Origin of the sequence: Luteolibacter sp. SL250 (genome assembly GCF_026625605.1) — a bacterium.
In the GTDB taxonomy this organism is placed as follows: Bacteria; Verrucomicrobiota; Verrucomicrobiia; order Verrucomicrobiales; family Akkermansiaceae; genus Luteolibacter.
The window spans coordinates 3247060-3270369 of record NZ_CP113054.1; the positions used below are offsets into that span (position 1 = coordinate 3247060).

Consider the following 23310-nt stretch of genomic DNA (forward strand, 5'->3'; position numbering starts at 1 on the left):
AAGCCATGTATTCCCGTGTTAGATAAGCTTTCTTAATCATTCCACAAAGTCATATATTTTGTATATACAGCACCCAATTCACCCGCCGGAGCAACGCAGCTCTCCATCACCCGCAATATCTCCCCGAACCCTTCCGTATCAGTCGGAAACCCATGAGAATCCACTCCGCGACGGCTATTGCTTTCTGCATGGCGGCCGTCTGTTCCGCCGCTGATCTGGAACCCAGGACAGTGACCACCACCGCCGGGCTGAAAGCGGCGCTTTCCGCCCTTGCGCCCGGCACGGTGATCCGGATTGCCCCCGGCGAATACGGTCCGGGTAACTACGTCCGGAATGTCTCCAACCTGACCATCGAGGCGCTTGATCCGGCCTCTCCGCCGGTGTTCAAAGGGGGAAAAGAAGCTTGGCATTTCACCCGGTGTGATGGTCTGACTTTGAGAAATCTCGCAATCACCGGCCAATCATCGAACGGCATCAACATCGACGACGGTGGCCGGTTGGACAGCCCCGTGGCTGGCATCACACTGCAGGGTCTCCGGATCTCCAACATCGGTCCGACAGGGAACCACGATGCCATCAAGCTCTCCGGACTCCATGGCTTCACCATCAGGGACTGCCATATCGAGGGATGGGCCGGTCAGGCGATCGACATGGTGGGATGCCATTCCTCCCTGATCATGGATTGCCGCATCATCGGTAAAGAAGGTTGGTCCCAGGCCACCGGGATCCAGACGAAGGGTGGAAGTTCCGGGATCACCATCGAAAAATGCCGGTTCATCCACGCCGGTCCACGTCCACTGAACATCGGCGGCTCAACCGGGATGGCCTACTTCCGTCCTCCCGGAGCGAAGTATGAGGCAAAGGACATCACCGTCCGCGACTGTGTCATCGAGGGAGGAAGCTGTGCGGCGTCATTCGTCGGGGTGGATGGCGCGACATTCACGGGGAACACGATCCTCTTTCCGGAGAAGTGGATCTTCCGCATCCTCCAGGAGACAAAGGCGGATGGCTTCGCACCCTGCCGGAATGTCACCATCTCCGGCAACCGCATCGTCTTCCGGAGGTCCGGGGTGAAAACGGAGATCAACATCGGCCCGGACACCGGGGCGGAGAGCTTCAGCTTTTCCCGCAACCGTTGGTTCGCGGAAGATGCCCCGGACAGATCACGCCCGAACCTTCCGTCAGTGGAGGAGCAGGGCGAATATGGGACGGATCCCCGCAAGCCCTGATCCGCGTTCAATCCTCCCGCACCGAGGAAAGGCCGTAGAGTGTCTCCGCCGCCATGAACAGCCAGTTGTTCTCGAGCGAATCCACCAATACGGGGCCAATATCCATGACCAAATGCGCCCGTGCCCGGCGGATGCGGACGACCTGCTCCTTCGGCCGTGGTTCCGCTTTCTCCATTTTCAGCCATCCATCCATCGCCACCAGCGCCCATGGATACCACAGGAAGCGGTAGGCCTCCTTCCGTTGGATCGCGCGGCCCTGAACTTTGATATCACTCTCGAACTCACCACTCGCCACGGGAAATGCCGCCGTCCGGGAAGCGCAGTCGATCAACTGCCGTTCCATCGCCTGCAGGATATGATCGGGGATCCCGATTCCCGCCTCATTCTTCGCCCGCAACAATGTGGCATGGATCTGGAGCGTCAGTCCGTCAAAAATCTCATACCGGTTCTCGCCGGTGCCCCGCCAACCCGCTGCCTTGCCGTCCTGATGGAAGTTCTCCCGCAGCCACAACGCCGTCGCCTCCAGAAGTTCGTCCCTACGTTCCACACTGCCCATCCATGGCAGGCCAGCCTTCCGGCACTCCAGCAGGGCGAGCAACGCCAGCGATGCGGAATAAGCATTGGGCGGCGCCGTCTGATCCGCTCCGGGGAACATCCACCACCCGCCTGTGCCGGCCCGGTAGGGTTCGAGCGCCTGCTGGACCTCCAGCAGATCCTCCGCCAGCGCAGGCCTCATGCTGCCCGGCACCAATCCTTCCTTCCGGGTGGACGCGGCCAACAGGTTCACGAACCAGAACGCTCCGCAACTGTCGAACGGTTTCAATGATGGTTCCGGCGGCGCATAGAGCTCCTGGAAACCCGAGATGGACTTGCCCGGTTCCGGCACAAAGGTCATCCGTGCGCACTTCAGCAGGAGATCATCGCTCCAAGGGCCTCTTTCCGGCGCCACGCACAATGCGGCCATCGCCTGGGAGTGGCTGAACGGATCATCGGGCAGATCATCATCCTCACCATCCCTCAGTGTCTGGCTGATCCAACCGCTATCCTCCTTCGCCCGGTGGATGGCGTTCGAAAGATCCAGCCGGAGCCGTTTGGCAGTCGAGAAAATCTCCTCATCGGATGCAACCGCCCGCATCACGGAAAGTTCCCGCCTGTCCAGTTCAAGCTGGATCGTTTCCTTCCCCGGCAGGCCCACGCCCTGGTCCGCCAGCAGCAGGTAACCCGCAGCACCGAAGATCAACCCACAGGCACTTCCCGCATACCACTGGATGCGGCGCATCTTCCGCCGGCGGGCATCGCGCTGCTTCAGCCGGTCGAAACCGATGTCCAGAACCCCCGCCACCAACTTCAAGAGCGCATCCGGTTTTCCGTCCTTCCCGGGTCTCACATCCGCAGCAAGCGGCTCCGCCGGTTCACTGGAAATCTCTCCCTCCCCATCGAGTTGGAAGCGGATCGACTTCGGGAAGCATTCCTTATGCTCCGCACCCGGCGTTCCGCAGGCATACGGTTCCCCGGAAACGATGAGACACAGCACGCGATCCTCCCGGCCGAGGGATTTGAAGTATCTCACCTCCTCATTCACCCATTTGCTCCCGGCCGATTTCTCGGAGCAGATGACGATCAGCGTGCGGGAATCCCGCAGGGATCTCCGGAGCTTTCCACCGAGATCCGCCCCGCCCGCAAGTTCATCCCGGTCCCGGAATACAGGCCGCAGATGCTTCGGCACCTTCTCTCCTCTGAAATCCGATCCAGCCACCCCGCGAGGCAGCCGGTAACCCTCCAGCGAGCGGTGGATCCACGTCGCCCACGCCTCGTCCTGATGGCTGTAACTGATGAACGCCCAGTATTTGAAATCGACGTCATCGTCGATGGAGGCTGGTCCAGTCGTAGCTGCCATGATTCTCGTGGGCTGCCCTCGGAAGGCACTCCATTTCGTTGGAGCATTCCCCCCGTTCCGTCAATGCGGATGTCAGGAGGGTAACTGAGGATGAATGCCACCAAAGAAAAAACCGCCGTCCGGACGGACCGGACGGCGGTGTTGAGGTTTCACTCAGGAGTATCAGGCTCCCTTGGCGGCGGACGCTTTGTCCTCCAGGGCCTTCTTCACTTGCGCGACGACGGCGGAGAAAGCGGCGGCATCAGCGATCGCGAGGTCCGAAAGGATCTTGCGGTCGGCTTCGATACCGGCGGCCTTCAGGCCTTCGATGAAGCGCGAGTAGGTCAGACCTTCAGCGCGGACAGCGGCGTTGATCCGCTGGGTCCAGAGACGGCGGAACTGGCCTTTGCGGCGCTTGCGGTCGCGATACTCATAGGTCATCGCCTTGCGGACGGCGTCCTTGGCGTAACGGAAGAGCTTCGAGCGGAATCCGCGGAAGCCCTTGGCACGGAGCAGCGTCCGCTTGCGGCGGGCGCGGCTGGCCGGTGAGTTGGTGGCACGTGGCATTTCTTTTTTTCAGTTTGAACAGACCGTTGTTATTCTTCCTTCCGCAGTCTCGACTGTTCTCGTATCCCTCGCGGGATCAGGCTGCGTGAAGGCCGTCCGAAACGCGGACGGGGGCGTAGTTTCGTTGCTTCGTATCTTCAGTGGCTGAAGGGAAGATTCTCGCGAACGTTGCGGTAATCCGCAGCGGCAAGCTCGGTGGCTTGGCCAAGGCGGCGCTTACGCTTGCTGTTCTTGCATTGCAGAAGGTGGCGGGCACCTTGCTTGCGACGCATGATCTTCCCGGTACCAGTCACTTTGAAACGCTTGGCAACGGCCTTCCGTGTCTTTGCTTTTCCTCCGACTCTTGGCATGGGGCGGGCAACCTATGGGACCACCGGCCCGTGACAAGCCAAAAGTGGTTCGATTTCCTGAAATTTCACTCCAGAAGCGGCGCGAGTGCCCCGAACCACCGGTCCGCCATCTTCGCCGCACCGTCCGCATTCGGATGCACCTTGTCGGTCACGGTGTCCGTTTCCGGGTCGAATCCCGTGTTTTGATCCACAATTTTGACAGGAGAGGCAACCGTGTCCAAGGCTGCCGCCACCTGGACGTAACGTCCATTGAGCGCCGGGATGTAGGAATACTTCGGCAGTTTCCCGGCGGGGATCACCTTGGCGAGCAGGACGATCACCCGCGGGTTCGCCGCCCTGAGGACATCCACCATCTTTCGGATGGCCGCCTCCCCTTCGTTGAGGATGTCCGCTTCCTGGGTCGGGGTGAGCACGAGCTCCCCTTTGTTGAAATTGTGACCCGCATGGATCAGAGCGATGTCCGCCGGGTGGGATGGAGCTGTTTTCACCAACTCTTCCGCGATCTCCTTCGCGTTTTTTCCGCTGTATCCCTCATGCCGCAGCGGATCGGAGGTATCCGCCGGTTTGGATCCCACATAGCGGTAGAGGTAACCGGCCGAGGTCAAGCTCGCCGCCAACCCGGCCCGATACACCGTGCCGATCCCGCCTTCCGTGATGGAATCACCGATGGGCAGTATCCTCGCCACCGGATGGCTGGCCCCTTCCCCTTCCGACACCACATAGAAAATACGCGGTCCGTGGGGAGCACCCAGATTATAAGTCCTCACCCCGCCAACCGAATGGACGACCGATACCTGGAGATTCCAGCGCTTCCGGTAGGCCGGCCCCAGAAGGTCCGTCGCCCACAAGACCGCATAATCCCTGCCAACATCCGTATCGAATGAGATCGACATCTCCCCCCCGGCAATCCGGAAATCCGTCACCTTCAGGTTGGACGGCGCAAGGAAGTTCAACGTCAGGTCATCCAGGTCAATGTAACTGGTGGCCGCATCGTTTCCGTCCATCCATGGCAGAAGAAAGGTCACCGAGCGGTTGCTCAGATTCGTGAAATCCCCGGCTTGGATGTTGGTGCCCGCTTCCGCATCGATCACAGCCAGGTTCACGGTGTCCTGAACAAACGTGGAGTCCGTCCCCTCGCCATCCCGCCCGAGAATACCCACCGTATCCGCGGAAGCGCTTGCCGATCCCCGTATGCTGCTGAACACCCGGGCATTTGAGCGTCCCGTCACGTTGGTGCCCTTGTAGCGCAGGGTGAGAGACTGGAAACCGACGGTAACGCCGGCAGGGATGTGCACGGTGAAGGACAAGGTGGTCCCCGCCGTGATGGAAGTTCCCGTTGCGGCTCCCGTACCATCCGCCGCCGTGATGCGGATGCCATCCGGGTCCGCTCCTTCATCGAAGACATTCCCGGCGGTACCGGCCGGGGAACTGAACTTCGCCCCCAGCACCAACAGCTCCACCGTCACTCCGGCGGGCACATCCACCAATGTCGGAGCAAGTGAACCGCCGGTGAACCCGAAGCGGACGTGACCAGCGCTGGCAGTGCCGGAACACAGCGCCGCGAAAAGGGCCACCCAGCGGAGGATGATTCCCGGCATATCCTTTTTCATCACGCTCCGGAACTATCAAGCCCTGCGGACACGCAACAGCAGAATCAGCCCGACCGCACCAAGCGCCGCCGCAGTCGGCTCCGGGACGATGTCGAACGTCAGTGTGACGTCGTCCACATCCGTGTAGTTCGTCCCGGTGTCGTTGTCGATCCAGGGCAGGTAAAAGGTGACGGTGCGGTTCGTCAGGTTGTTGAACTCTCCGTTCGTCACGTTCGTCCCACGCTGGCTGTTCCCCTCCGGAGATGAAAGGCTGATGCTGCTGGTGAATGGACCGCCCGTGGCGGTGCCGGAGGCCTTGCCCAGCACCCCGATCGTGTCATTCGCGATGTTGTCGAAATTGTCGATGCTGCTGAAGACCCGGGAATTTGAGATTTCAGCGGTCGGAATGGTCGAATTGTAAATGAGGGACAACGAGGTGAAATTCACCACCGTCCCGGCCGCAATGGTCACACTGAATGACACATACTGGTTGAGTGTGGTCAGGGCCGGACTGCTGGAGCCCCCCACGTCCGACGCATGAAAACGGATCGAATCAGGACCCGCTCCGTTGTCAGTGAGCGTGAATCCGCTGCCGATGATGAAGTCACTGACCGTCACTCCCGCAGGGACGCCGGACAATGCGGGTGCCAGGCTGTGCCCGGTGAACTGGTAGGTGACAGTGGCGGCCCGCGCTGTAGCGCAGGCCAGGAAAGCCAACGCCAGCGGCGCCGCCAGAAGGGGGAGGTTTTTCATCAGCGTGGAACTTGGGCTTTTCGCACGGTCGCTACCCGGCGACGATCTCTCCCAAATCCGGAAAGGGAACTCAAGAAAATTCATTTAACGAAGCAGCAGCCGCTAAAATGCACCCGGTCACTCCACGCAACCACCCCGCTATTGCCAACGCCCCCCTTCCCCGCTTCCATTCCGCACCGCCGATGGCTTCCGCTTTCTCCTTTGATTCCCTCAATCCCGCCCAGCGCCAGGCCGTAGGTGCGCTCGATGGTCCCGTCCTCATCCTAGCCGGCGCAGGCACGGGAAAAACCCGTACCGTGACCTGCCGCATCGCCCACATGCTGGAGCGGAAGATCCCTGCGGAACAGATCCTCGCGGTGACCTTCACCAACAAGGCCGCCAGCGAAATGCGCGAGCGGATCGGCGGCATGGTATCGAAGAAGGCGGCGAACGCGATGACCGTCTGCACCTTCCACTCCCTCTGCGTCCGCATCCTCCGCGGCGGCATCGAAAAGCTGGGCTACAAGAAGAACTTCTCCATCTGCTCCCACTCGGACCAAGTCGGCATCATGAAGCAGTTGCTCGTCCGCATGGGCGGCACCGATGAAAAGGTGAAGCCGGACGCGGTGCTCTCCGCCATCTCCAACGCGAAGAACAAGGGCCTCGACCCATCCGAACTGCAGGATGATTTCTTCGCCAGCTTGGCCGTCGCGTACAACAACGAGCTGCGCGCCCAGAACGCCGTCGATTTCGACGATCTCCTGCTGCTGGCCGAGCAGATCCTGCGCGAGCACACCGATGTCCGGGATCATTTCCGCCGGACCTATACCCGCGTCACGGTCGATGAGTTCCAGGACACCAACGCCCTCCAGATGCAGCTCCTCCAGCAGCTCGTCGGGGATCCCTACCACGTCTGCGTGGTGGGTGATGACGACCAGTCCATCTACGGCTTCAGGGGGGCGGAGTCCGCGAACATCCTCCAGTTCGAGCGGTTCTTCCCGGATCCCAAGATCATCCGCCTTGAGGAGAACTACCGCTCCAGCCACGCCATCCTCCACACCGCGAACAGCCTGATCCGCCACAACAGAGGGCGGCGGGAGAAGATCCTTCGCTCCACCCGCATGGGCGGGGACAACGTGCGCATCGTCGCCATGCCCGGTGACGAGGAGGAGGCGGAGTTCATCGCCGAGGAGATCCTCGCTGGAAAGGGTGCCGTAGGCCGGAACTGGGAGGACTTCGCCGTCCTCTTCCGCACCAACAGCCAGAGCCGGAAACTGGAACTGGCGATGCGTGAGCGGAAGATCCCCTACCGCATGGTCGGGGCCCAAAGCTTCTACGACCGCAAGGAAGTCCGCGACGTGCTCGCCTACGTGCAGCTCCTGGCCTCGCCGGATGCGGATGTGCCGCTGCTGCGCGTGATCAATTCCCCGAACCGTGGTATCGGCCAGACCACCGCCGTGCTCGCCACGGACTGGAGCCGCGAGAACAACCAGTCCGTCTGGCAGGCGCTGTGCGATCCGTATTTCCTCGATACCCTCGGCCCAAAGGCACGCACCGCCATCCAGGAATTCGTCGCCCTCATTGCCGGGGCGAAGAACAGGATCGAGATCGCCAAGGAACCGCCCTCCGTGGTGCTGGAGGCAATGCTCAAGGAGATGGAGTATCTCCAGTGGATCGAGCGGAGCTGCAAGACGGAGAGCGAGCGCCAGCAGCGTGGCGAAGGCATTTTCAACGTCATCGACAGCCTCCGCAAGCACACCGAAAAGGGCAAGAAGCTGCAGGCTTTCCTCGATGAATCCGCCCTCGCCTCCGAGCGTGAGGACGATGATCTGGAGAAGAAGCAGGGGGCGACCCTCATCACCATGCACGCCTCGAAGGGGCTGGAGTTCCCCATCGTGTTCCTCGTCGGCTTGGAGGAGGGCTTCCTCCCCCACTCCCGGAGCATCGTGGAAGGCACGAAGGACGAGGAGCGCCGCCTGCTCTACGTGGGCATCACCCGCGCCCAGGACAACCTCACCATGACCTACTGCTCCAAGCGGATGAAGTATGGCCAGGAGACCCACTGCCAGGTCAGTTCCTTCATCCCGGAACTGGACGATGACTTCCTCGACCACACCAGCTACGACGACATCCTCGGCGCCGAAGCCAGCACCGAGGAACTGGACAACTTCTTCGGGAACCTGAAGGGGATGCTGGGGGACCTCTGAAAGTGCAGGCACACCGCGCTGGCTATTCTCGAGACAGGTGCTTCAACGCAAAAGCAATCGCTGAGTCCGCTCCGTAGAAATACTCGTCACAATAGGCAAAGATGTCGTCATCCGCCCTACTGTGATCGCATCCCTCCAAAACCCGAGAGAGGCCCCCAAACGAATTCAACCAACTTCGGAGGATTTGATACCTCAATTCTCCATGAGTTGTGCTCTGCGTTGATGATCTCGCCCTTGAAAGTCGCTTCTGTAAAAACCGGCAAAAGAATATCCATAAGCTGCCCTGCTGACAGAAGAGGGATGCGTGGTCTCTCGTACACTTTGCCACCCCACGCCTCCCCATCCCACGACCAAGCCTTGTCGATATTCACAATCTCCGGACTCCCGAAAGGCTCTGGCTCGATACCCCTTGATATCCAAAGCACATTGTTCGTACGGACCCGGGCGGTTACATAACCATGTTCCAACTCGGAAGAGTCGATCACATGGATGTCCCGCTTGATATCTTTTGCAATGAACCTCGATAACTCGGCACCGGCCCGGTAACACCTCCTGAGGCGACCCAATTTCAATCGTTTGATGATCCGGCCGATCATTTCTCAGGAAGATCACTCCACCGTCACGCTCTTCGCGAGGTTCCGCGGTTGATCGATCTCACAGCCGCGGTGCTTCGCGACGAAGTAGGAGAACAACTGCAGCGCCACCACGGCGGGAACCGTGGAGACCAGAGGATCGGTGCGCGGGATGGCAATGTAGTCGTCCATCGCCTCTGCGGTTTCGTGGTCGCCTTCGCTGATGATGCCGAGGATCCTCGCACCGCGCGCGCGGCATTCCTCGACGTTGCCGAGGGTCTTGTCCTTGCCGGGGATATCCACCGCCAGCGCGATCACCGGCGTACCTTCCTGAAGAAGGGCGATGGGACCGTGCTTGAGCTCCGCCGCGTGGTATCCCTCCGCGTGGATGTAGGAGATTTCCTTGAGTTTCAGAGCGCCTTCCAGCGCCACCGGATACATCGGGCCACGACCGATGAAGAATGCGTGCTCGTTCGCGCTGTATTCCTTGGCGATCGCCTCGATGCGGTCACTCTGCGCGATCACCTTGCTGACGAGCGACGGGATCGATTCGATCTCGCGGGCGAAGCGGATGCCTTCGTCACGGGAAACGCGACGGCCACGGCCGAGCTTGAGCGCCATCATCAGCAGCACCGCCACCTGGGAGGTGAACGCCTTGGTGGATGCCACGGAGATTTCCGGACCGGCGTGGAGATACACCCCGCGTCCGGTTTCCCGGGCGATGGTGGAACCCACCACGTTGCAGAGGCTCATCACGAACGCGCCTTTCTGGCGTGCCTCGCGCACCGCCGCCAGCGTGTCCGCGGTTTCCCCGGACTGGGAGATGGCCACCACGAAGTCGCGGCTGCCCAGCAACGGATTCCGGTAGCGGAACTCCGCGGCCTGCTCCACCTCGGCATGGACGTCCGCCATGTCCTCGAAGGCGTATTCACCCACCAGACCGGCGTGCAGGGAAGTGCCGCAACCGACGAGAACCACACGGCTCAGCTCAGCCAGCTCGCGTGGGGAGGTGGCCATGCCGGAAAGCACCGCCGAACCCAGATCCAGGTCCAGACGTCCGCGGATGGTATTGGAAAGCGCGTCCGGTTGCTCATGGATTTCCTTGAGCATGAAATGTTCGAAGCCACCCTTCTCCGCCGCAGCGGCATCAATGCCCAGTTCCGCGATCTCACGGGTAACCGGCACGTTGTTGAGGTCACGGATCTCCACGGAGTCCCCGGTGACAATGGCGATGTCATTGTCATCCAGATAGATCACCCGCTTGGTGTGCGCGACGATGGCGGAGGCGTCCGAAGCGATGATCGTCTCCCCGTCACCCACGCCGATCACGATCGGGCTGCCACGGCGGGCGGTGATGATGCGATCCGGCTCACGCGCCGACAACACGGCGATGCCAAAGGTCCCCTCCACCTGGTGGAGCGCGTCCGTCACAGCCTGGAACAGGTCACCCTTGTCACAGTCGCCGATAAGGTGGGCCAGCACCTCCGTGTCCGTTTCCGAATAGAAATGGTGTCCCTTCCCCTCCAGGCGGGCACGCAGCGCGCGGTAGTTCTCGATGATGCCGTTGTGGACCAGAGCGATCTCTTCCGACTGGTCGAGGTGCGGGTGGGCGTTGGCCTCGGTGGGCGGGCCGTGGGTCGCCCAGCGGGTGTGGGCGATGCCGATGCTCGCGCGCTGCATCAGCTCCGGTGCCCAGGAGGAACGGGTCTTGTCCTTGAGGACGGCGACCTTGCCCGGGGCCTTGGTGACCATCACCCGGTCGTCGTCCAGGATCGCCAGACCGGCGGAGTCATAGCCACGGTATTCCAGACGGCGCAGGCCGTTGATGAGGACGGAGGCGGCGTCCGCCTTTCCGATGTATCCGACAATGCCACACATGATGAGAGATGGTTCAGAATAGGGATTTCAGCACATCCTTGCGGACGATTTCGCCCGGCAAGGTGCTGGTTTTCGGCCAAAGTTTCCGGCCTGGATAGATGGAGGTGTTGATGCCGGTGTGCACACCGTCCCCCACGATGGTGCCGAACTTCCGGCGGCCGGTGTCCACCAGCTTGCCTTCCACGCGGGAGGTATGGTTGCCACCGTCATGGCGGAGATTGGAAGTCGTGGTGCCGGCGCCGAAGTTGACTCCTTCACCCAGCACGGAATCACCGACATAGGAAAGGTGCCCGACATTCGTCTTTGAAAGGATCAGGCAGTTCTTGATCTCCACGGACTGGCCGATGTGGCATTTGTCACCGACGGAGGTGTTGCCGCGCAGGTAGCAGTTCGGGCCGACCTTGCAGTTCTCACCGATGACCACATTGCCCTCAATGAAGACTCCCGGCAGGATCCGGCTGCCCTTGCCAAGTCGGATCCGCCCTTCGATGACCGCGAGCGGGTGGACCTCGCCTTCAATGCGGTCTTCGCAAAGCGCGCCGACGAATTGCTCGTTCGCGCGCAGAAGGTCCCACGGATAGCGGATCAGGAAAGATGCCGCACCTTGCAGGGCGGAGTGCATGTCAGCCTCACTGCCGATCCATGCCAGCGCTTCGCCGGCCTCATCGCACAAGGTGGTGCGGTGGGAATCGGCAAGCTGCGTGAGATCCGCAGCGGAAAGCCAGGCGTGCGGATGTATCGTGAGTTTTCCATCCAGCCCGGCTGCAACCAGGGCGTCCGCCTGGTGCTGTTTCAACGGGATATTGCCGATGGGATAGTCCTCGATCTCCCTCGTCAGCGAAAGTGGTGCACACGTTCCGCCGCTCATCCGATCTCCTCCTTGATGGCGTCCGTGAACCTGGAAACCCAGCGTTCCACCTGCTCCGCATCGCGGTGCTCCACCAGCACGCGGATCTTGTTCTCCGTGCCGGAGTAGCGGATGAGGTGGCGTCCTTGGTCACCGAAGTCTCCGGTGGCCTCGTCCATCAGCGCGTTCAGTTTCTTGAGCGAACCAATGGCGGGCTTCGCCTTGGTCGGCAGGTTCACCAGTTGGGTCGGATACTCGGTCATCACCGAGGAAAGCTGGGCCATGGTCGCGTTCCGCTCTTTCATCAGGCGGATGATCTGCAGCGCACTCATGATGCCGTCACCGGTCGTCGAATGGTCCGCGAAAATCAGGTGTCCCGAGTTTTCACCGCCGAACGAATAGCCGTTCTTCCGGATGCACTCGATGACGTTGCGGTCGCCGACGGCGGTCGTCTCCACCTTGATCCCCTGCTTCTTCATCGCCTCGATCATCCCGAGGTTGCTCATGACGGTCGCTACCAGCGTGTCTTTCTTCAGGCGGCCCTGTTCCTTGAGGCCGATCGCGCACAGTGCCAGCACCCGGTCGCCGGTCACCACCTGGCCGTTCGCGTCCGTGAAAATGACACGGTCCGCGTCCCCGTCGAAGGAAACGCCCAGGTCGGCGTTGTGCAGCCGCACGAGGTCGCCGGCGGTTTCAGGATAGAGGGCACCGCAGCCGTCGTTGATGTTGAGGCCGTCCGGATCGATGCCGGTGGTGATGACCTCCGCGCCGAGTTCCCGGAAAATCAGCGGCGCGATGGAGTAGGCCGCACCGTTCCCGCAATCGAGCACGATCTTCATGCCGTGCAGCGAGATGTTGTCCGCCGTGTGCTTGGCGAACTCGATGTAGCGGCCGCGGGCGTCGTCGATACGCTTTGCCTTGCCGATCTGGGCGGCAGGCAGCGGGGTCGCCTCCGGCTCGTCACCCAGGATGTGGCGCTCGATGATCGCCTCCAGCTCGTCGGAAAGCTTGTAGCCGTCCGGCCCGAAAATTTTCAGCCCGTTGTCCTCGTAGGGATTGTGGGATGCCGTGAGCATGATGCCCGCCGTGGCCCCCATCGACTTGATCAGGTGGGCCACCGCCGGGGTCGGCAGCGGGCCGACGAGCAGCACGTCCATGCCCATCGACACCAACCCGCTGGTGAGGGCGGTTTCCAGCATGTAGCCGGAGATCCGTGTGTCCTTGCCCACCAGCACCCGGTTGCGGTTCGTCCCGGACGTCCGCATCACCCGCGCCACGGCCTTGCCCACACGCAGGGCCACTTCCGCCGTGATCGGGAATTCATTCGCCCTGCCACGGATGCCATCGGTTCCAAAAAGTTTCATATAAGGGGTCGGGGGGCGGAGTAGCTCAGATTCCGAGGCTTTAAACAAGAGCGAATCGATTACGGCCCCAGTACGGCCCGGTGGATCCGGCCTGGGGATTTCTTCAGGAATTGACGGGCCAGATCCTCGAATTGTTCGGAAAGGTCCGTCAGATGGAGTTCGAGGGTTCCCTCACGCTCACGGGAGGCCAGCAGTTCCAGCCGCGTCAGCTCGCGTTTCAGATGCTCCGCACAGGTGGTGGCGGAATCGACCAGCCTCACATCTCCGGGGAGGAGGTCCTTCAACACGGGTATCAACAGCGGATAGTGCGTGCACGCCAGCATGAGCGTGTCGATGCCACGGTCGATCAGCGGATTGAGGTAGGTTTTCAGCACCTCCCGCGTCGCCGGATGCCCGATCCAGTTCTCCTCCACCAGCGGCACCAGCAGCGGCGCCGCCTGCCCGTGGATCAGCAGGCCGGTGCGCTTTTGCGCCAGCGCATGCTGGTAGGCGTGGGAACGGATGGTGCCACGGGTGGCGATGATCCCGATCCGGGCCGCCCCAGCGTCCTCCAGCACGGCTTCCACCCCCGGCTGGATCACCCCGATGATCGGCACGCGGTATTGCTGGTGCAGTTGCGGCAGCGCGTGGGCCGTCGCCGTGTTGCAGGCCACCACGACCGCCTTCACCCCTTTGCTGATCAGGAAGCGGACATCCTCATCCGCGAACTGGCGGATGGTTTCCGGGCTCTTCGATCCGTAGGGAAGGCGTGCCGTATCCCCCAGATAGAGAATATCTTCCGAAGGAAGAAGCTCCTGGACGGCCCGCACGACCGTCAATCCGCCGACGCCGGAATCGAAAATGCCAAGGGGTGCCGAATTCACTGCTCCGAGTGTGCCCATGACGGCTCCGGGGGCAAGCGGCAAGCTTGTTCCTTTCCGAGTTCGCCTCCACCCGGCCCAGCCGGCTACCGATGGCGGATCGAACCGGATTCCGCCCGTCGGACGCCCCCTTGACAGTCGCTTCAAACATAAGGTTCAATCCACAAACGAATATTACCCCACCCCCCTCCTTTTATGAAATCCGCTCTATTGTTACTCATCTCCCTGACGCTTGTCTCCAACGCCCAAGTTGAACTGAAATGGGAATACCGCCCCGTTGCAGAAACCTTTCTGGGTCCCAATCCGCAACCCAACGGCGATCCCCTCACCTCCGGCAGCGAAATCTTCATCAGCCGCTATCTCACCTCCCCCTCCGGCTACACGCTCCTCTCCGTCGAGGGTCGTTGGAAGTCCGTGATGGAGGAAACCGAGAAACTGATCCTGCTGGACCCACAGGGCAATGAGGTCTGGATGAGTGCCGATCTCGGTGCCATGTTTTCCGGCCCCGTCGGCATCAGCATCCGCCTCATCCACGCCGGTCCGGATGCGGCGGTCGCATCCGTGTCCGAATCCAGCGATTTCGGTTCCGGCAATCTCGTCATCTATAACAAGCATGCGAACCCACAGATGAATGTGCTCACTCTTTCAGGTGAGAGTTTCTCCAAAGGGAGTTCCACAATGAATGACGATCCTTCCCGCGCTTTCCAAACCGCGGGATTCAATGGTTCCACCCTCTATTCACTGGTGAAAGATCCGGATGCAGGCCCGATAGGCGGCGATTTCATCGCGCTGAAGAAATACGCCCTGACCCTCAGCAACCAGCCCGAGATCGTGATTCCCAATGAATCAGGAGTTGAGAACAAAAATCTGGTACTCCGCTGGCAGAGTGCCGTGGGTGTGCGCTATCAGATCCAACAGTCGACCAACCTCTCCTTATGGGAGGAGGTCGGCCAGCCGGTTGATGGAACCGGAGCAGTCCTTTCCTGGTCCCAGGCGGTTTCCTTACCCGCGAAGTTCTTCAGGGTCGTCCAGCGCTGACATCTCCGCCATGAACGGAAAACGCCCCGGACCTTGGACAAGCCCGGGGCGTGGAATTCGGATGTCAGATCACGCCAGATCGAAGCGATCCAGCTCCGTCACCTTTGCCCAGGCGGCGACGAAGTCTTTGACGAACTTCTCCTGGGAATCTGCGGTGGCATAGACCTCCGCCAGCGCGCGCAGCACGGCGTGGGAACCGAAGACCAGATCCACACGGGTGCCGGTCCACTTCGGTGCGCCGGTTTTCCGGTCGCGGCCATGGAAGGTATCTTCGTCAGGGCTGGTCGGACTCCAAGCGGTCGCCATGTCGAGCAGGTTGACGAAGAAGTCGTTGGTGAGGGCACCCGGCCTGTCGGTGAAGACGCCGTTGGCATCTCCCGGAGCATTGGCACCGAGGACACGCAGACCACCGATGAGGACGGTCAGTTCCGGTGCGGTGAGGGTCAGAAGTTGCGCCCGGTCGATCAGCAGTTCCTCGGCGGAGACGGCGTATCTCTGCTTCTGGTAGTTGCGGAAGCCGTCGGCATACGGCTCCAGAACGTCGAATGACTCCACATCGGTCTGCTCCTGCGTCGCATCGCCACGGCCGGGAGTGAAAGGCACGGAAACGTCATGTCCTGCGGCCTGCGCCGCTTTCTCCACGCCGACATTGCCGGCCAGCACGATGAGATCGGCGAGCGAAACTGACTTTCCACCGGCGCCGAAGTCGCTCCGTATCCCCTCCAGCACGCCGAGCACCTTCGCAAGCTGCTCCGGCTGGTTGACCGCCCAGTCCTTCTGCGGGGCCAGACGGATGCGGGCGCCGTTGGCACCACCGCGTTTGTCGGATCCCCGGAAGGTGGAGGCAGATGCCCAGGCGGTGGAGACCAGCTCGGAAACGCTGAGACCGGATTCCGCGATCTTCCCTTTCAAAGCGGCGATGTCCTTGTCGCCGATGGCAGACTCCGCAGCCGGGATGGGATCCTGCCAGATCAGTTCCTCCGCAGGAACTTCCGGACCGAGGTAGCGGGAACGCGGCCCCATGTCCCGGTGGGTGAGCTTGAACCAAGCGCGGGCGAAGGCGTCCGCGAACTGGTCCGGATTCTCAAGGAAGCGGCGGGAGATCTTTTCGTATTCCGGATCGAAGCGCAGGGCGAGGTCCGTGGTGAGCATCATCGGCACCAGTTTCTTGGTGGGATCATGTGCGTGCGGTATGGTGGCACCCGCGCCCTTGGCCACCCATTGCTGGGCGCCCGCAGGACTCTTCGTCAGCTCCCATTCGTAGCCGAAGAGATTCCAGAAAAAGTTGTTGCTCCACTTCGTCGGGGTGCTGGTCCAGGTGACCTCCAGGCCGGAGGTGATGGTGTCCCCACCCTTGCCCGTGCCGAAGCTGTTCTTCCAGCCGAAGCCCTGATCGGCCAGACCGGCGGCCTCCGGTTCCGCGCCGACGTTGTCCGCCGGGCCGGCACCGTGGGTCTTGCCGAAGGTATGGCCACCGGCGATGAGGGCGACGGTTTCCTCGTCATTCATGGCCATGCGGCCGAAAGTATCGCGGATGTCGTAGGCCGCCTTGACCGGGTCCGGGTTGCCGTCCGGACCTTCCGGGTTCACATAGATGAGGCCCATCTGCACCGCGGCCAGCGGGTTCTCCAGCTTTCGGGAATGGATGTCACCATCCGCATCGTCATCGGAGACGAGCACGCCGCCCTCCTTTTCCACACCTTCAGAGCCGTGGGCGTATCGCTTGTCACCACCCAGCCAGGTCGTTTCGCGCCCCCAATAAACGTCCTGATCCGGCTCCCAGGTATCGACCCGGCCCCCGGCGAAGCCGAAGGTCTTGAAGCCCATGGTCTCCAGCGCGACGTTGCCGGTGAGGATGTAGAGGTCCGCCCAGGAAATCCTACGGCCATACTTCTGTTTGATCGGCCAAAGAAGGCGGCGGGCCTTGTCCAGACTAACGTTGTCCGGCCAACTGTTGAGCGGGGCGAAGCGTTGCTGCCCCCGGCCACCACCGCCGCGGCCGTCACCGGTGCGGTAGGTGCCCGCGCTGTGCCATGCCATGCGGATGAAAAGGCCGCCGTAGTGGCCGAAGTCCGCCGGCCACCAATCCTGGGAATCCGTCATCAGCGCCGCGAGATCCGCCTTCAGCGCGGCATAGTCCAGCTTCTTGAACTCCTCCGCGTAGTCGAAGTCGCCGCCCATGGGATCGGACTTCGCCGAGTGCTGGTTGAGGAGATCGAGGCGGAGCGAATTCGGCCACCAGTCGCGGTTGGTGGTACCCTTGGAGGGAGAATGGCTGAAGGGGCATTTGCTCTTCGGGGCGGAGGCGGCGGAATGGTCAACGGGGCAGCGTGAGGCTTCTTCTGACATGGGATCTCTTTGGTGCTTATGGGTTGCAAAGCGGGTGGGATCGCTCCGCGCGGAATGTCCCGCACGGAGATGGCGGATACATACACGGAATTGCTCCGGAGTCCATCCACCGCTGCTCCGCAAGAGGCCAGATACGGCGATGGGAAGCACTTCCGGCACGGACGGCGAAGTCAGCCGGATCGGGGCAAACCCGCTCAACGACTTGAAATTTTCCCCTATATCCGATCAACAAGACATAGGAATAAACTATACCTCATATTTCATCGTCGATGTGAGACAGGAGCAACGAAAACAAACAGGCAAGGTCACAAAATATACAAATGCCCGGAGCAGACGAGTAAGGAGGGGGGACATTGCGGCAGGGCCGCTATGTCCGCTGCGCTCCCATTCCTGTCCCCCGGGGGCATTGGCGATGTGAGAAAGGTCGATCTTCCGTGAATCGCCTTTGCTCCGGGTTCCTGTTGCAGCCGGTGGACAGGAGCGTCCACCCTCCTTACGGCGGGTCCGGAGACCCGCCGCTTGCCGGGTGAGGGCTTCAGTATTGGAAGGTTCCACGGCAGTTCCAGCAGCGGAACCACTGGCGGTAGTTCGTCTCCTCGACGATGTCGTTGAGAGCGTAGCAATACGGGCAGGACACGCGGGTCCAGCGCCGGTAGCGGCCGCCCACTTCATCTTCACCCGGTTTCACGAGGTCGATGATCTCCGCATCGCCGGGAGCTTCGCCGGCAACGCCGACGCCGATCTCTTCTTTTTTCCGTTCGTCTGACATGGTTCGTTGGTGTTTTGGTTGTCTGGTTGGTGCCCGTTCCCTTTCGGGTGTGCGGGCTGAGAGTTTCAGGATTCAGAGGGGCATGGCCACCGCGGCCCTGCCTCCTTCCGGGGGAGGTTCACCGTGCGGCCCGTGGGGTTCAGACGGACCTGGCTGTGCCGCCGCGCCAGAGGCCTCCTCGTAGAGCTGGCGGAACAATCCCGGTTGGGCCAGCAGCTCCTCAGCAGTGCCGGACTGGATGATGCGGCCTTCGTTGAGGACGTGGAAATAGTCGCAGAAGCGGGACTGCCAGACGATGTCGTGGTCCACCACCACCACCGTCCTGCCTTCCAGTGAGCGGCGCATGGTCCCGATGAGGGGGAATTTCTCCATCGGCCCCATTCCCGTGGTCGGCTCGTCCAGGAACAACACGGACGGCTTCCGCAGCAGGCAGCGGGTCAGCGCGAAGAGTTTCTTCTGGCCGCCGGAAAGCCCGCTCCCCGCCGCGAAAGGACGATCCAGCGCGTCGGGTCCCATGGACTTCTCCAGCACGGCATCCAGCCCGGTCAGCCGCATGGTTGCGGTGATCTCCGCATCGTCCGCATCCGGCACGGCCACGCGCATGTTCTCCCTTACCGTATCATAGAAAAAGGCCGGGAACTGGGACATCAGCACCAGATGGCGGCGGACCTCGGACAGAGGCAGTTCGCGGATGGGCTTCCCTCCGAGCAGCACCTCACCGGACTGCCAGTCGTAAAACCTCAGTGCGAGCCGGAAAAAGGTGGTCTTCCCCTGCCCCGGCCGGGCGACGAATCCGGTCACCTTTCCGGGAGGAATCAGGAAAGAAGCTCCCTCCAGCACATTCGGTCGCTCCCCGGGAGCGTAGCTGAAAACGAGATCCCGCGCCTCCAGAGATGGCTCAATGGATGAGCCCTCCGGCTGCTGCACCGGCACTTCCTCAGCCGGGGCGGACGACAGGATATCGTCGATCATCTCCATCGGCGGCCAGCTCATGCGGAGCGTGATGCCGAATCCGGAGAGCTGCTGCACCGCCGCCATCAGCAACGGAGTGAGCATCGCCACCTGAACAATGGTGCCCGGCTGCCCTCCCACGCCGCGCATTTCCAGAAAGATCGCCAGACCGAGGAAACCCGCCAGCACCACCGTGCCGGGCAGACGGCCGAAAGTGTTCACCTTCTCCATGGTGACCGTCTGCGACATCATCAGGGAAAGCGAGCGGTCCAGCAGAGCGGAGAGTTTCCTTTCAAAGACCGGCTCCGCCCGCATCGCTTGAATCTCCTCCGGGGCCTTCAGCGCGCCGCCGATGAGCGTGGCAAGCCCCAGGCTTTGGTTCTGCACCGCAGCGGCATCCCGTTGGAGGAACTCCCCCATTCGGTTGACGATCCACGGCGAACTGAGCGCGAACAGAAGGATGGCGCCGAACATGACCCACACCCCATTCACCCCGAAAAGAGTCCACACCGCCGGCCCGCTGGCCAGGCCCATCAGCGACTGGTAGATCGTGAAGCCGATGACGCCGATGGCCACCACCTGCAAGACCGGCTCCACCAGCAACCGCCGGATGCTGCCGGAAATCTGGTTCGAGTATTGGTTCACGATCATCGTCAACCGGTCCGAATCATTCTGGTGGAAGAATTTCGGCGGCTGCCGCAGGAGCGCGGAAAAGAGATCCGCCTTCACCGCGTTGGAGATCTTTCCGTCCAGCCGTGCCACCAACCACTGGAAGCCGAAACCACCGGCGAGCAATACCACCGTAAAACCGATCCAGTACCAGTAGGTCGCAAGCAGCCCATCATCGAACGGGGCCGGAGCGGCTCCTTTCGCCCCCCCTTGGGAGAAATGGTTCGTCAGTTTCCCCAGATAGACCGCCACCTGCTGCGGCAGGATCGTCTGGATCAGCAGATGCCCCACGATGTAAAGGGACACCATCCCCATGTGGCAGCCGAGATATTTCCCGCCGAATTTCCATAACACGGAAAAGCGGAACGGACTGACCGGTTGATCACCAGCGCCCGCCCCCCCGGGTCCCATCCCGGCGGGAGCTGCTGTGGCGATGGCGGGCGCTCCGCCCCCGCCCTTCACAGGCATCGCTGATTTCGGTTCCATTTTGATCGCAAGTATGCCGGGGATCACGCTTGAAACCCGTGGGTTTCAAACAAATTGATGACTATCTAACTGAAGGTTTTGCCCCTGGAGTTCAATGGTAATCTCCACTTCACCACATCAACGCCGCAGGTGGCGGATTCTTAGGTTTCATCAGAAAATTGCAGAACGGAGATCGACTGGACGCAGCCCGCCCCATGACCAGCCGCCCCGACCGGGCGGAAATTCAGTATTTCTTGATCTTCAACCTTTCCAAATACCTGATCCTTGTTCATGGGAGATAAAGCCGGTGGCGGAAATGCGTCTTCCGGTGACAGGGCGGGGAGCTTATCCGCTTGCCAACCCGCGTTTTCCAAGCCTAGTCCCTCCGGCGAACCGCCGAGCCAGCCTTTCGATCCACCATGGGAAAAACACTCATCATCGCCGAAAAACCCAGTGTCATGACCGACCTTGCCCGGGTGCTGGCGAAGCCACTCGGAAAGTTCGAGAAACATGGGTCGGGACGTGACAACTACTTTGAGAGCGACCAGGCCGTCATCACCTCTGCCGTCGGTCACCTCGTGGAGTTGCGGATGCCGATGGGTCCGAACGGGAAGAAACTCCCGTGGAAATTCGATGTGCTGCCCGCCATCCCGGAGCGGTTCGAACTGGATCCCATCGCGGATTCCGAGGCGCGTCTGAAGCAGGTCCTGAAGCTGGCGAAGCGCAAGGACATCGACCTGATCGTGAACGCCTGCGACGCCGGCCGCGAAGGTGAGCTCATTTTCCAGTACATCATGGAGATCGGTGGCGTCCAGAAGCCGGTGAAGCGGCTGTGGATGCAGTCCATGACCAACAACTCCATCCTGGAGGCGTGGGACAATCTCCGCTCCGGCGAGCAGATGCGCCCGCTGCGCGACGCCGCGAAGTGCCGCTCCGAGTCCGACTGGCTGGTGGGCCTGAACGCCACCCGCGCCCTGACCTGCTTCAACTCCCGCCACGGCGGATTCAACATCACGGCCGCCGGACGGGTGCAGACCCCCACCCTTGCCATCCTGGCGCAGCGGGAGGCGGAGATCCGCGCGTTCCAGCCCACCGCCTATTTCGAAGTCCACGCGGATTTCGCCGCAAAGGCGGGCAACTATCTGGGCAAATGGATCGACGAATCCTGGAAGAAGGACGAGTCGAATCCCCATGGCCGTACCGAACGGATCTGGGACCAGAAGCTGGCGGACACCATCAAGGAACGCTGCGACGGCAAGACCGGCGTGGTGACGGAGGAAAAGAAGGCACAGACCCAGATCTCGCCGCAGCTCTATGACCTGACCACGCTCCAGCGCGAGGCCCCGTTCTCCGCGAAGGGCACCCTCCAGATCGCCCAGGCGCTGTACGAGAAGCACAAGATGATCACCTATCCCCGGACGGATTCCCGCTACCTTCCGGAGGACTATTTCCAGAACGTCCGCGAGACGCTCCAGGACATCGGCAACAGCGACCTCGACGTGGCCCGCTATGCCGAGGCCGTCCTCAAGGGCGGCACCGACGGCGGCCCGCGTCTCCACCAGTCGAAGCGCGTCTTCGACAGCAAGAAGGTCTCGGACCACTTCGCCATCATCCCCACCGGCAAGATCGCCAAGCTCAGCGACACCGAGGCGAAGGTCTATGACATGATCGTGAAGCGGTTCATCGCCGTCTTCTATCCGGTCGCGGAGTTCGAGCAGACCACCCGCCTGACACGCATCGACCATGGCAGCGTGAAGGACACCTTCAGGACCGACGGCCGCATCCTGGTGAAGCCCGGCTGGCTGGAGGTCTATGGCCGCATGCCTGGCGTGGCCTCCGGCAAGGATGAGCTGATCCCGGTGGATGCCGGAGAGAAAGCGAAGGTCGATGGCATCGAAGTGATCCATGAGATGACCAAGCCACCGGCCCGTTTCACCGAGTCCACCCTCCTCTCCGCCATGGAAGGCGCGGGCAAGCTGGTGGATGACGAGGCGCTGCGCGAGGCGATGGCCGAGCGCGGACTGGGCACCCCGGCCACCCGGGCGGCCACCATCGAGGGCCTCATCGCCCAGAAATATCTCGCCCGCGACGGCCGCGACCTGCACGTCACCGGCTCCGGCATGCGCCTCATCGACCTGGTGCATGACATGGAGATCGAAGGCCTCTACTCGCCGAAAATGACGGGAGACTGGGAATACAAGCTGCGCCAGATGGAGCAGGGCCTCCTGCAACGCCCGGTCTTCATGAAGGAGATCATCGCCTACACGAAGGACATCGTGGACAAGGCCCACCAGCGCGCGGAGGAGGCGAAGAACCAGGCCTTCCCGGACGTGGAGGTCCACCACCCGGTCCACGGTGACTTCTCGCTGAAGCAAACGGACGCCACCTACGAGTCCCGCGAGCCCGGCACCCCTTTCAAGATCAAGAAGCACATCGCCGGACGCAGCATCACGGAGGACGAGCTCCGCGAGCTGTTCGCAAAGGGCAAGACCCAGGTGTTGAGCGGCTTCAAGTCAAAGTTCAACAAGCCCTTCGAAGCCGCCCTGGCGCTGGATGAGAAATTCAAGGTCAACTTCGCCTTCGAGAACGAGGACAAGGAAGCCGCCGTCGAGCTGACGGAGGAGCAACTCATCGGTGAAGCCACCACTCCGGACGGCAAGACGGTGAAGGTCTATGGCTCGGAGAAAGCCTACCACATCCCGGAGATCGTCACGAAGAAGGACCCCAACGGCATCCGCATCGGCAAGTCGATCCTCCAGCGCGAGATCCCGGAGGACCAGGCGCTGAAACTCATCTCAACCGGCAAGACGGATCTGCTGAAAGGCTTCATCTCCAACCGGACGAAGCGCGCCTTTGACGCTCATCTCACCTTCGATGTGAACGACGGCAAGATCGGCTTCGACTTCCCGCCTCGCCCGGCCAAGAAAGCCGCAGCAAAGAAGACCACCGCGAAAAAAGCGGCCAAGGGAGCGTGAGGTGACGGCAGGCAGCAGCAACG

General features: G+C 61.6%; 18 protein-coding genes. 4 read left to right on the forward strand and 14 right to left on the reverse strand.

What is annotated here, in order from left to right:
* The first annotated feature begins 152 nt into the window (after positions 1-152).
* Positions 153-1229, forward strand: coding sequence for a right-handed parallel beta-helix repeat-containing protein (locus OVA24_RS14275; protein WP_267670554.1), 1077 nt, complete (start codon positions 153-155; stop codon positions 1227-1229).
* 7 nt (positions 1230-1236) lie between these two features.
* On the opposite strand, the gene OVA24_RS14280 is transcribed toward OVA24_RS14275, so the two are convergent.
* The 5 genes from OVA24_RS14280 to OVA24_RS14300 form a co-directional block, all read right to left on the reverse strand.
* Positions 1237-3126, reverse strand: coding sequence for a toll/interleukin-1 receptor domain-containing protein (locus OVA24_RS14280; protein ID WP_267670556.1), 1890 nt, complete (start codon positions 3124-3126; stop codon positions 1237-1239).
* A 162-nt stretch (positions 3127-3288) separates the two neighbouring features.
* Positions 3289-3672: a 50S ribosomal protein L20 gene (gene rplT / locus OVA24_RS14285; protein WP_267670558.1), complete on the reverse strand. Its 384-nt coding sequence runs from the start codon at positions 3670-3672 to the stop codon at positions 3289-3291.
* A 137-nt stretch (positions 3673-3809) separates the two neighbouring features.
* The gene (gene rpmI / locus OVA24_RS14290; protein WP_267670559.1) at positions 3810-4022 is read right to left on the reverse strand and encodes a 50S ribosomal protein L35; all 213 of its coding nucleotides are present in this window, start codon (positions 4020-4022) and stop codon (positions 3810-3812) included.
* 65 nt (positions 4023-4087) lie between these two features.
* The gene (locus tag OVA24_RS14295; RefSeq protein ID WP_267675287.1) at positions 4088-5632 is read right to left on the reverse strand and encodes a GDSL-type esterase/lipase family protein; all 1545 of its coding nucleotides are present in this window, start codon (positions 5630-5632) and stop codon (positions 4088-4090) included.
* A 15-nt stretch (positions 5633-5647) separates the two neighbouring features.
* Positions 5648-6364 carry a hypothetical protein gene (locus tag OVA24_RS14300; RefSeq protein ID WP_267670560.1) on the reverse strand — a complete coding sequence of 239 codons (717 nt, stop codon included), beginning with the start codon at positions 6362-6364 and terminating at the stop codon, positions 5648-5650.
* 182 nt (positions 6365-6546) lie between these two features.
* Between OVA24_RS14300 and OVA24_RS14305 the strand changes: the two genes are divergently transcribed.
* On the forward strand, positions 6547-8550 hold the full coding sequence (locus tag OVA24_RS14305) for an ATP-dependent helicase (protein ID WP_267670561.1): 2004 nt from the start codon (positions 6547-6549) through the stop codon (positions 8548-8550).
* A 116-nt stretch (positions 8551-8666) separates the two neighbouring features.
* Here OVA24_RS14305 and OVA24_RS14310 read toward each other — a convergent pair whose 3' ends face one another.
* Genes OVA24_RS14310 through murI form a run of 5 tightly spaced genes read right to left on the reverse strand, consistent with a single transcriptional unit; the run spans position 8667 to position 14074 of the window.
* The gene (locus OVA24_RS14310) at positions 8667-9146 is read right to left on the reverse strand and encodes a hypothetical protein (RefSeq protein ID WP_267670562.1); all 480 of its coding nucleotides are present in this window, start codon (positions 9144-9146) and stop codon (positions 8667-8669) included.
* Between the two features lie 12 nt (positions 9147-9158).
* On the reverse strand, positions 9159-11000 hold the full coding sequence (gene glmS, locus OVA24_RS14315; RefSeq protein WP_267670563.1) for a glutamine--fructose-6-phosphate transaminase (isomerizing): 1842 nt from the start codon (positions 10998-11000) through the stop codon (positions 9159-9161).
* Between the two features lie 13 nt (positions 11001-11013).
* Positions 11014-11868 (reverse strand): hypothetical protein, encoded by an 855-nt coding sequence (locus OVA24_RS14320; protein WP_267670564.1) that lies wholly within the window; start codon positions 11866-11868, stop codon positions 11014-11016.
* Positions 11865-13211, reverse strand: coding sequence for a phosphoglucosamine mutase (gene glmM / locus OVA24_RS14325; RefSeq protein ID WP_267670565.1), 1347 nt, complete (start codon positions 13209-13211; stop codon positions 11865-11867). Before glmM ends, OVA24_RS14320 begins: the two co-directional genes overlap by 4 nt.
* A 59-nt stretch (positions 13212-13270) precedes the next feature.
* The gene (gene murI / locus OVA24_RS14330) at positions 13271-14074 is read right to left on the reverse strand and encodes a glutamate racemase (RefSeq protein ID WP_267670566.1); all 804 of its coding nucleotides are present in this window, start codon (positions 14072-14074) and stop codon (positions 13271-13273) included.
* A gap of 192 nt (positions 14075-14266) precedes the next feature.
* Here murI and OVA24_RS14335 point away from each other — a divergent pair, with 192 nt between their 5' ends.
* Positions 14267-15109, forward strand: coding sequence for a hypothetical protein (locus tag OVA24_RS14335; RefSeq protein ID WP_267670567.1), 843 nt, complete (start codon positions 14267-14269; stop codon positions 15107-15109).
* Positions 15110-15178: 69 nt separating this feature from the next.
* Here the strand turns inward: OVA24_RS14335 and katG are convergent, their stop codons facing one another.
* The 4 genes from katG to OVA24_RS14355 form a co-directional block, all read right to left on the reverse strand.
* Complete coding sequence (gene katG / locus OVA24_RS14340) at positions 15179-17458, reverse strand: catalase/peroxidase HPI (RefSeq protein ID WP_267670568.1); 2280 nt, start codon at positions 17456-17458, stop codon at positions 15179-15181.
* 535 nt (positions 17459-17993) lie between these two features.
* Positions 17994-18227, reverse strand: a complete 234-nt coding sequence (locus tag OVA24_RS14345) for a hypothetical protein (protein WP_267670569.1) — start codon at positions 18225-18227, stop codon at positions 17994-17996.
* Positions 18228-18299: 72 nt separating this feature from the next.
* Positions 18300-20333 carry an ATP-binding cassette domain-containing protein gene (locus OVA24_RS14350; RefSeq protein WP_267670570.1) on the reverse strand — a complete coding sequence of 678 codons (2034 nt, stop codon included), beginning with the start codon at positions 20331-20333 and terminating at the stop codon, positions 18300-18302.
* A 140-nt stretch (positions 20334-20473) separates the two neighbouring features.
* Complete coding sequence (locus OVA24_RS14355; protein ID WP_267670571.1) at positions 20474-20824, reverse strand: hypothetical protein; 351 nt, start codon at positions 20822-20824, stop codon at positions 20474-20476.
* Between OVA24_RS14355 and OVA24_RS14360 the strand changes: the two genes are divergently transcribed.
* A complete protein-coding gene (locus OVA24_RS14360) occupies positions 20771-23287 on the forward strand; it encodes a DNA topoisomerase (protein ID WP_267670572.1) in 2517 nt (838 codons plus the stop codon). The genes OVA24_RS14355 and OVA24_RS14360 overlap by 54 nt on opposite strands.
* Positions 23288-23310: the final 23 nt, after the last annotated feature.

What these genes read in the sequence shown, in the direction of transcription:
- rpmI (WP_267670559.1), bottom strand. Translation starts at nt 4,022, where the DNA reads ATGCCAAGAGTCGGAGGAAAAGCAAAGACACGGAAGGCCGTTGCCAAG.
- OVA24_RS14345 (WP_267670569.1), bottom strand. Translation starts at nt 18,227, where the DNA reads ATGTCAGACGAACGGAAAAAAGAAGAGATCGGCGTCGGCGTTGCCGGC.
- OVA24_RS14310 (WP_267670562.1), bottom strand. Translation starts at nt 9,146, where the DNA reads ATGATCGGCCGGATCATCAAACGATTGAAATTGGGTCGCCTCAGGAGG.
- OVA24_RS14280 (WP_267670556.1), bottom strand. Translation starts at nt 3,126, where the DNA reads ATGGCAGCTACGACTGGACCAGCCTCCATCGACGATGACGTCGATTTC.
- glmS (WP_267670563.1), bottom strand. Translation starts at nt 11,000, where the DNA reads ATGTGTGGCATTGTCGGATACATCGGAAAGGCGGACGCCGCCTCCGTC.
- OVA24_RS14300 (WP_267670560.1), bottom strand. Translation starts at nt 6,364, where the DNA reads ATGAAAAACCTCCCCCTTCTGGCGGCGCCGCTGGCGTTGGCTTTCCTG.
- katG (WP_267670568.1), bottom strand. Translation starts at nt 17,458, where the DNA reads ATGTCAGAAGAAGCCTCACGCTGCCCCGTTGACCATTCCGCCGCCTCC.
- OVA24_RS14320 (WP_267670564.1), bottom strand. Translation starts at nt 11,868, where the DNA reads ATGAGCGGCGGAACGTGTGCACCACTTTCGCTGACGAGGGAGATCGAG.
- OVA24_RS14360 (WP_267670572.1), top strand. Translation starts at nt 20,771, where the DNA reads ATGACCGACCTTGCCCGGGTGCTGGCGAAGCCACTCGGAAAGTTCGAG.
- OVA24_RS14305 (WP_267670561.1), top strand. Translation starts at nt 6,547, where the DNA reads ATGGCTTCCGCTTTCTCCTTTGATTCCCTCAATCCCGCCCAGCGCCAG.
- rplT (WP_267670558.1), bottom strand. Translation starts at nt 3,672, where the DNA reads ATGCCACGTGCCACCAACTCACCGGCCAGCCGCGCCCGCCGCAAGCGG.
- OVA24_RS14295 (WP_267675287.1), bottom strand. Translation starts at nt 5,632, where the DNA reads ATGAAAAAGGATATGCCGGGAATCATCCTCCGCTGGGTGGCCCTTTTC.
- OVA24_RS14275 (WP_267670554.1), top strand. Translation starts at nt 153, where the DNA reads ATGAGAATCCACTCCGCGACGGCTATTGCTTTCTGCATGGCGGCCGTC.
- glmM (WP_267670565.1), bottom strand. Translation starts at nt 13,211, where the DNA reads ATGAAACTTTTTGGAACCGATGGCATCCGTGGCAGGGCGAATGAATTC.
- OVA24_RS14355 (WP_267670571.1), bottom strand. Translation starts at nt 20,824, where the DNA reads ATGTTTCTCGAACTTTCCGAGTGGCTTCGCCAGCACCCGGGCAAGGTC.
- OVA24_RS14335 (WP_267670567.1), top strand. Translation starts at nt 14,267, where the DNA reads ATGAAATCCGCTCTATTGTTACTCATCTCCCTGACGCTTGTCTCCAAC.
- OVA24_RS14350 (WP_267670570.1), bottom strand. Translation starts at nt 20,333, where the DNA reads ATGGAACCGAAATCAGCGATGCCTGTGAAGGGCGGGGGCGGAGCGCCC.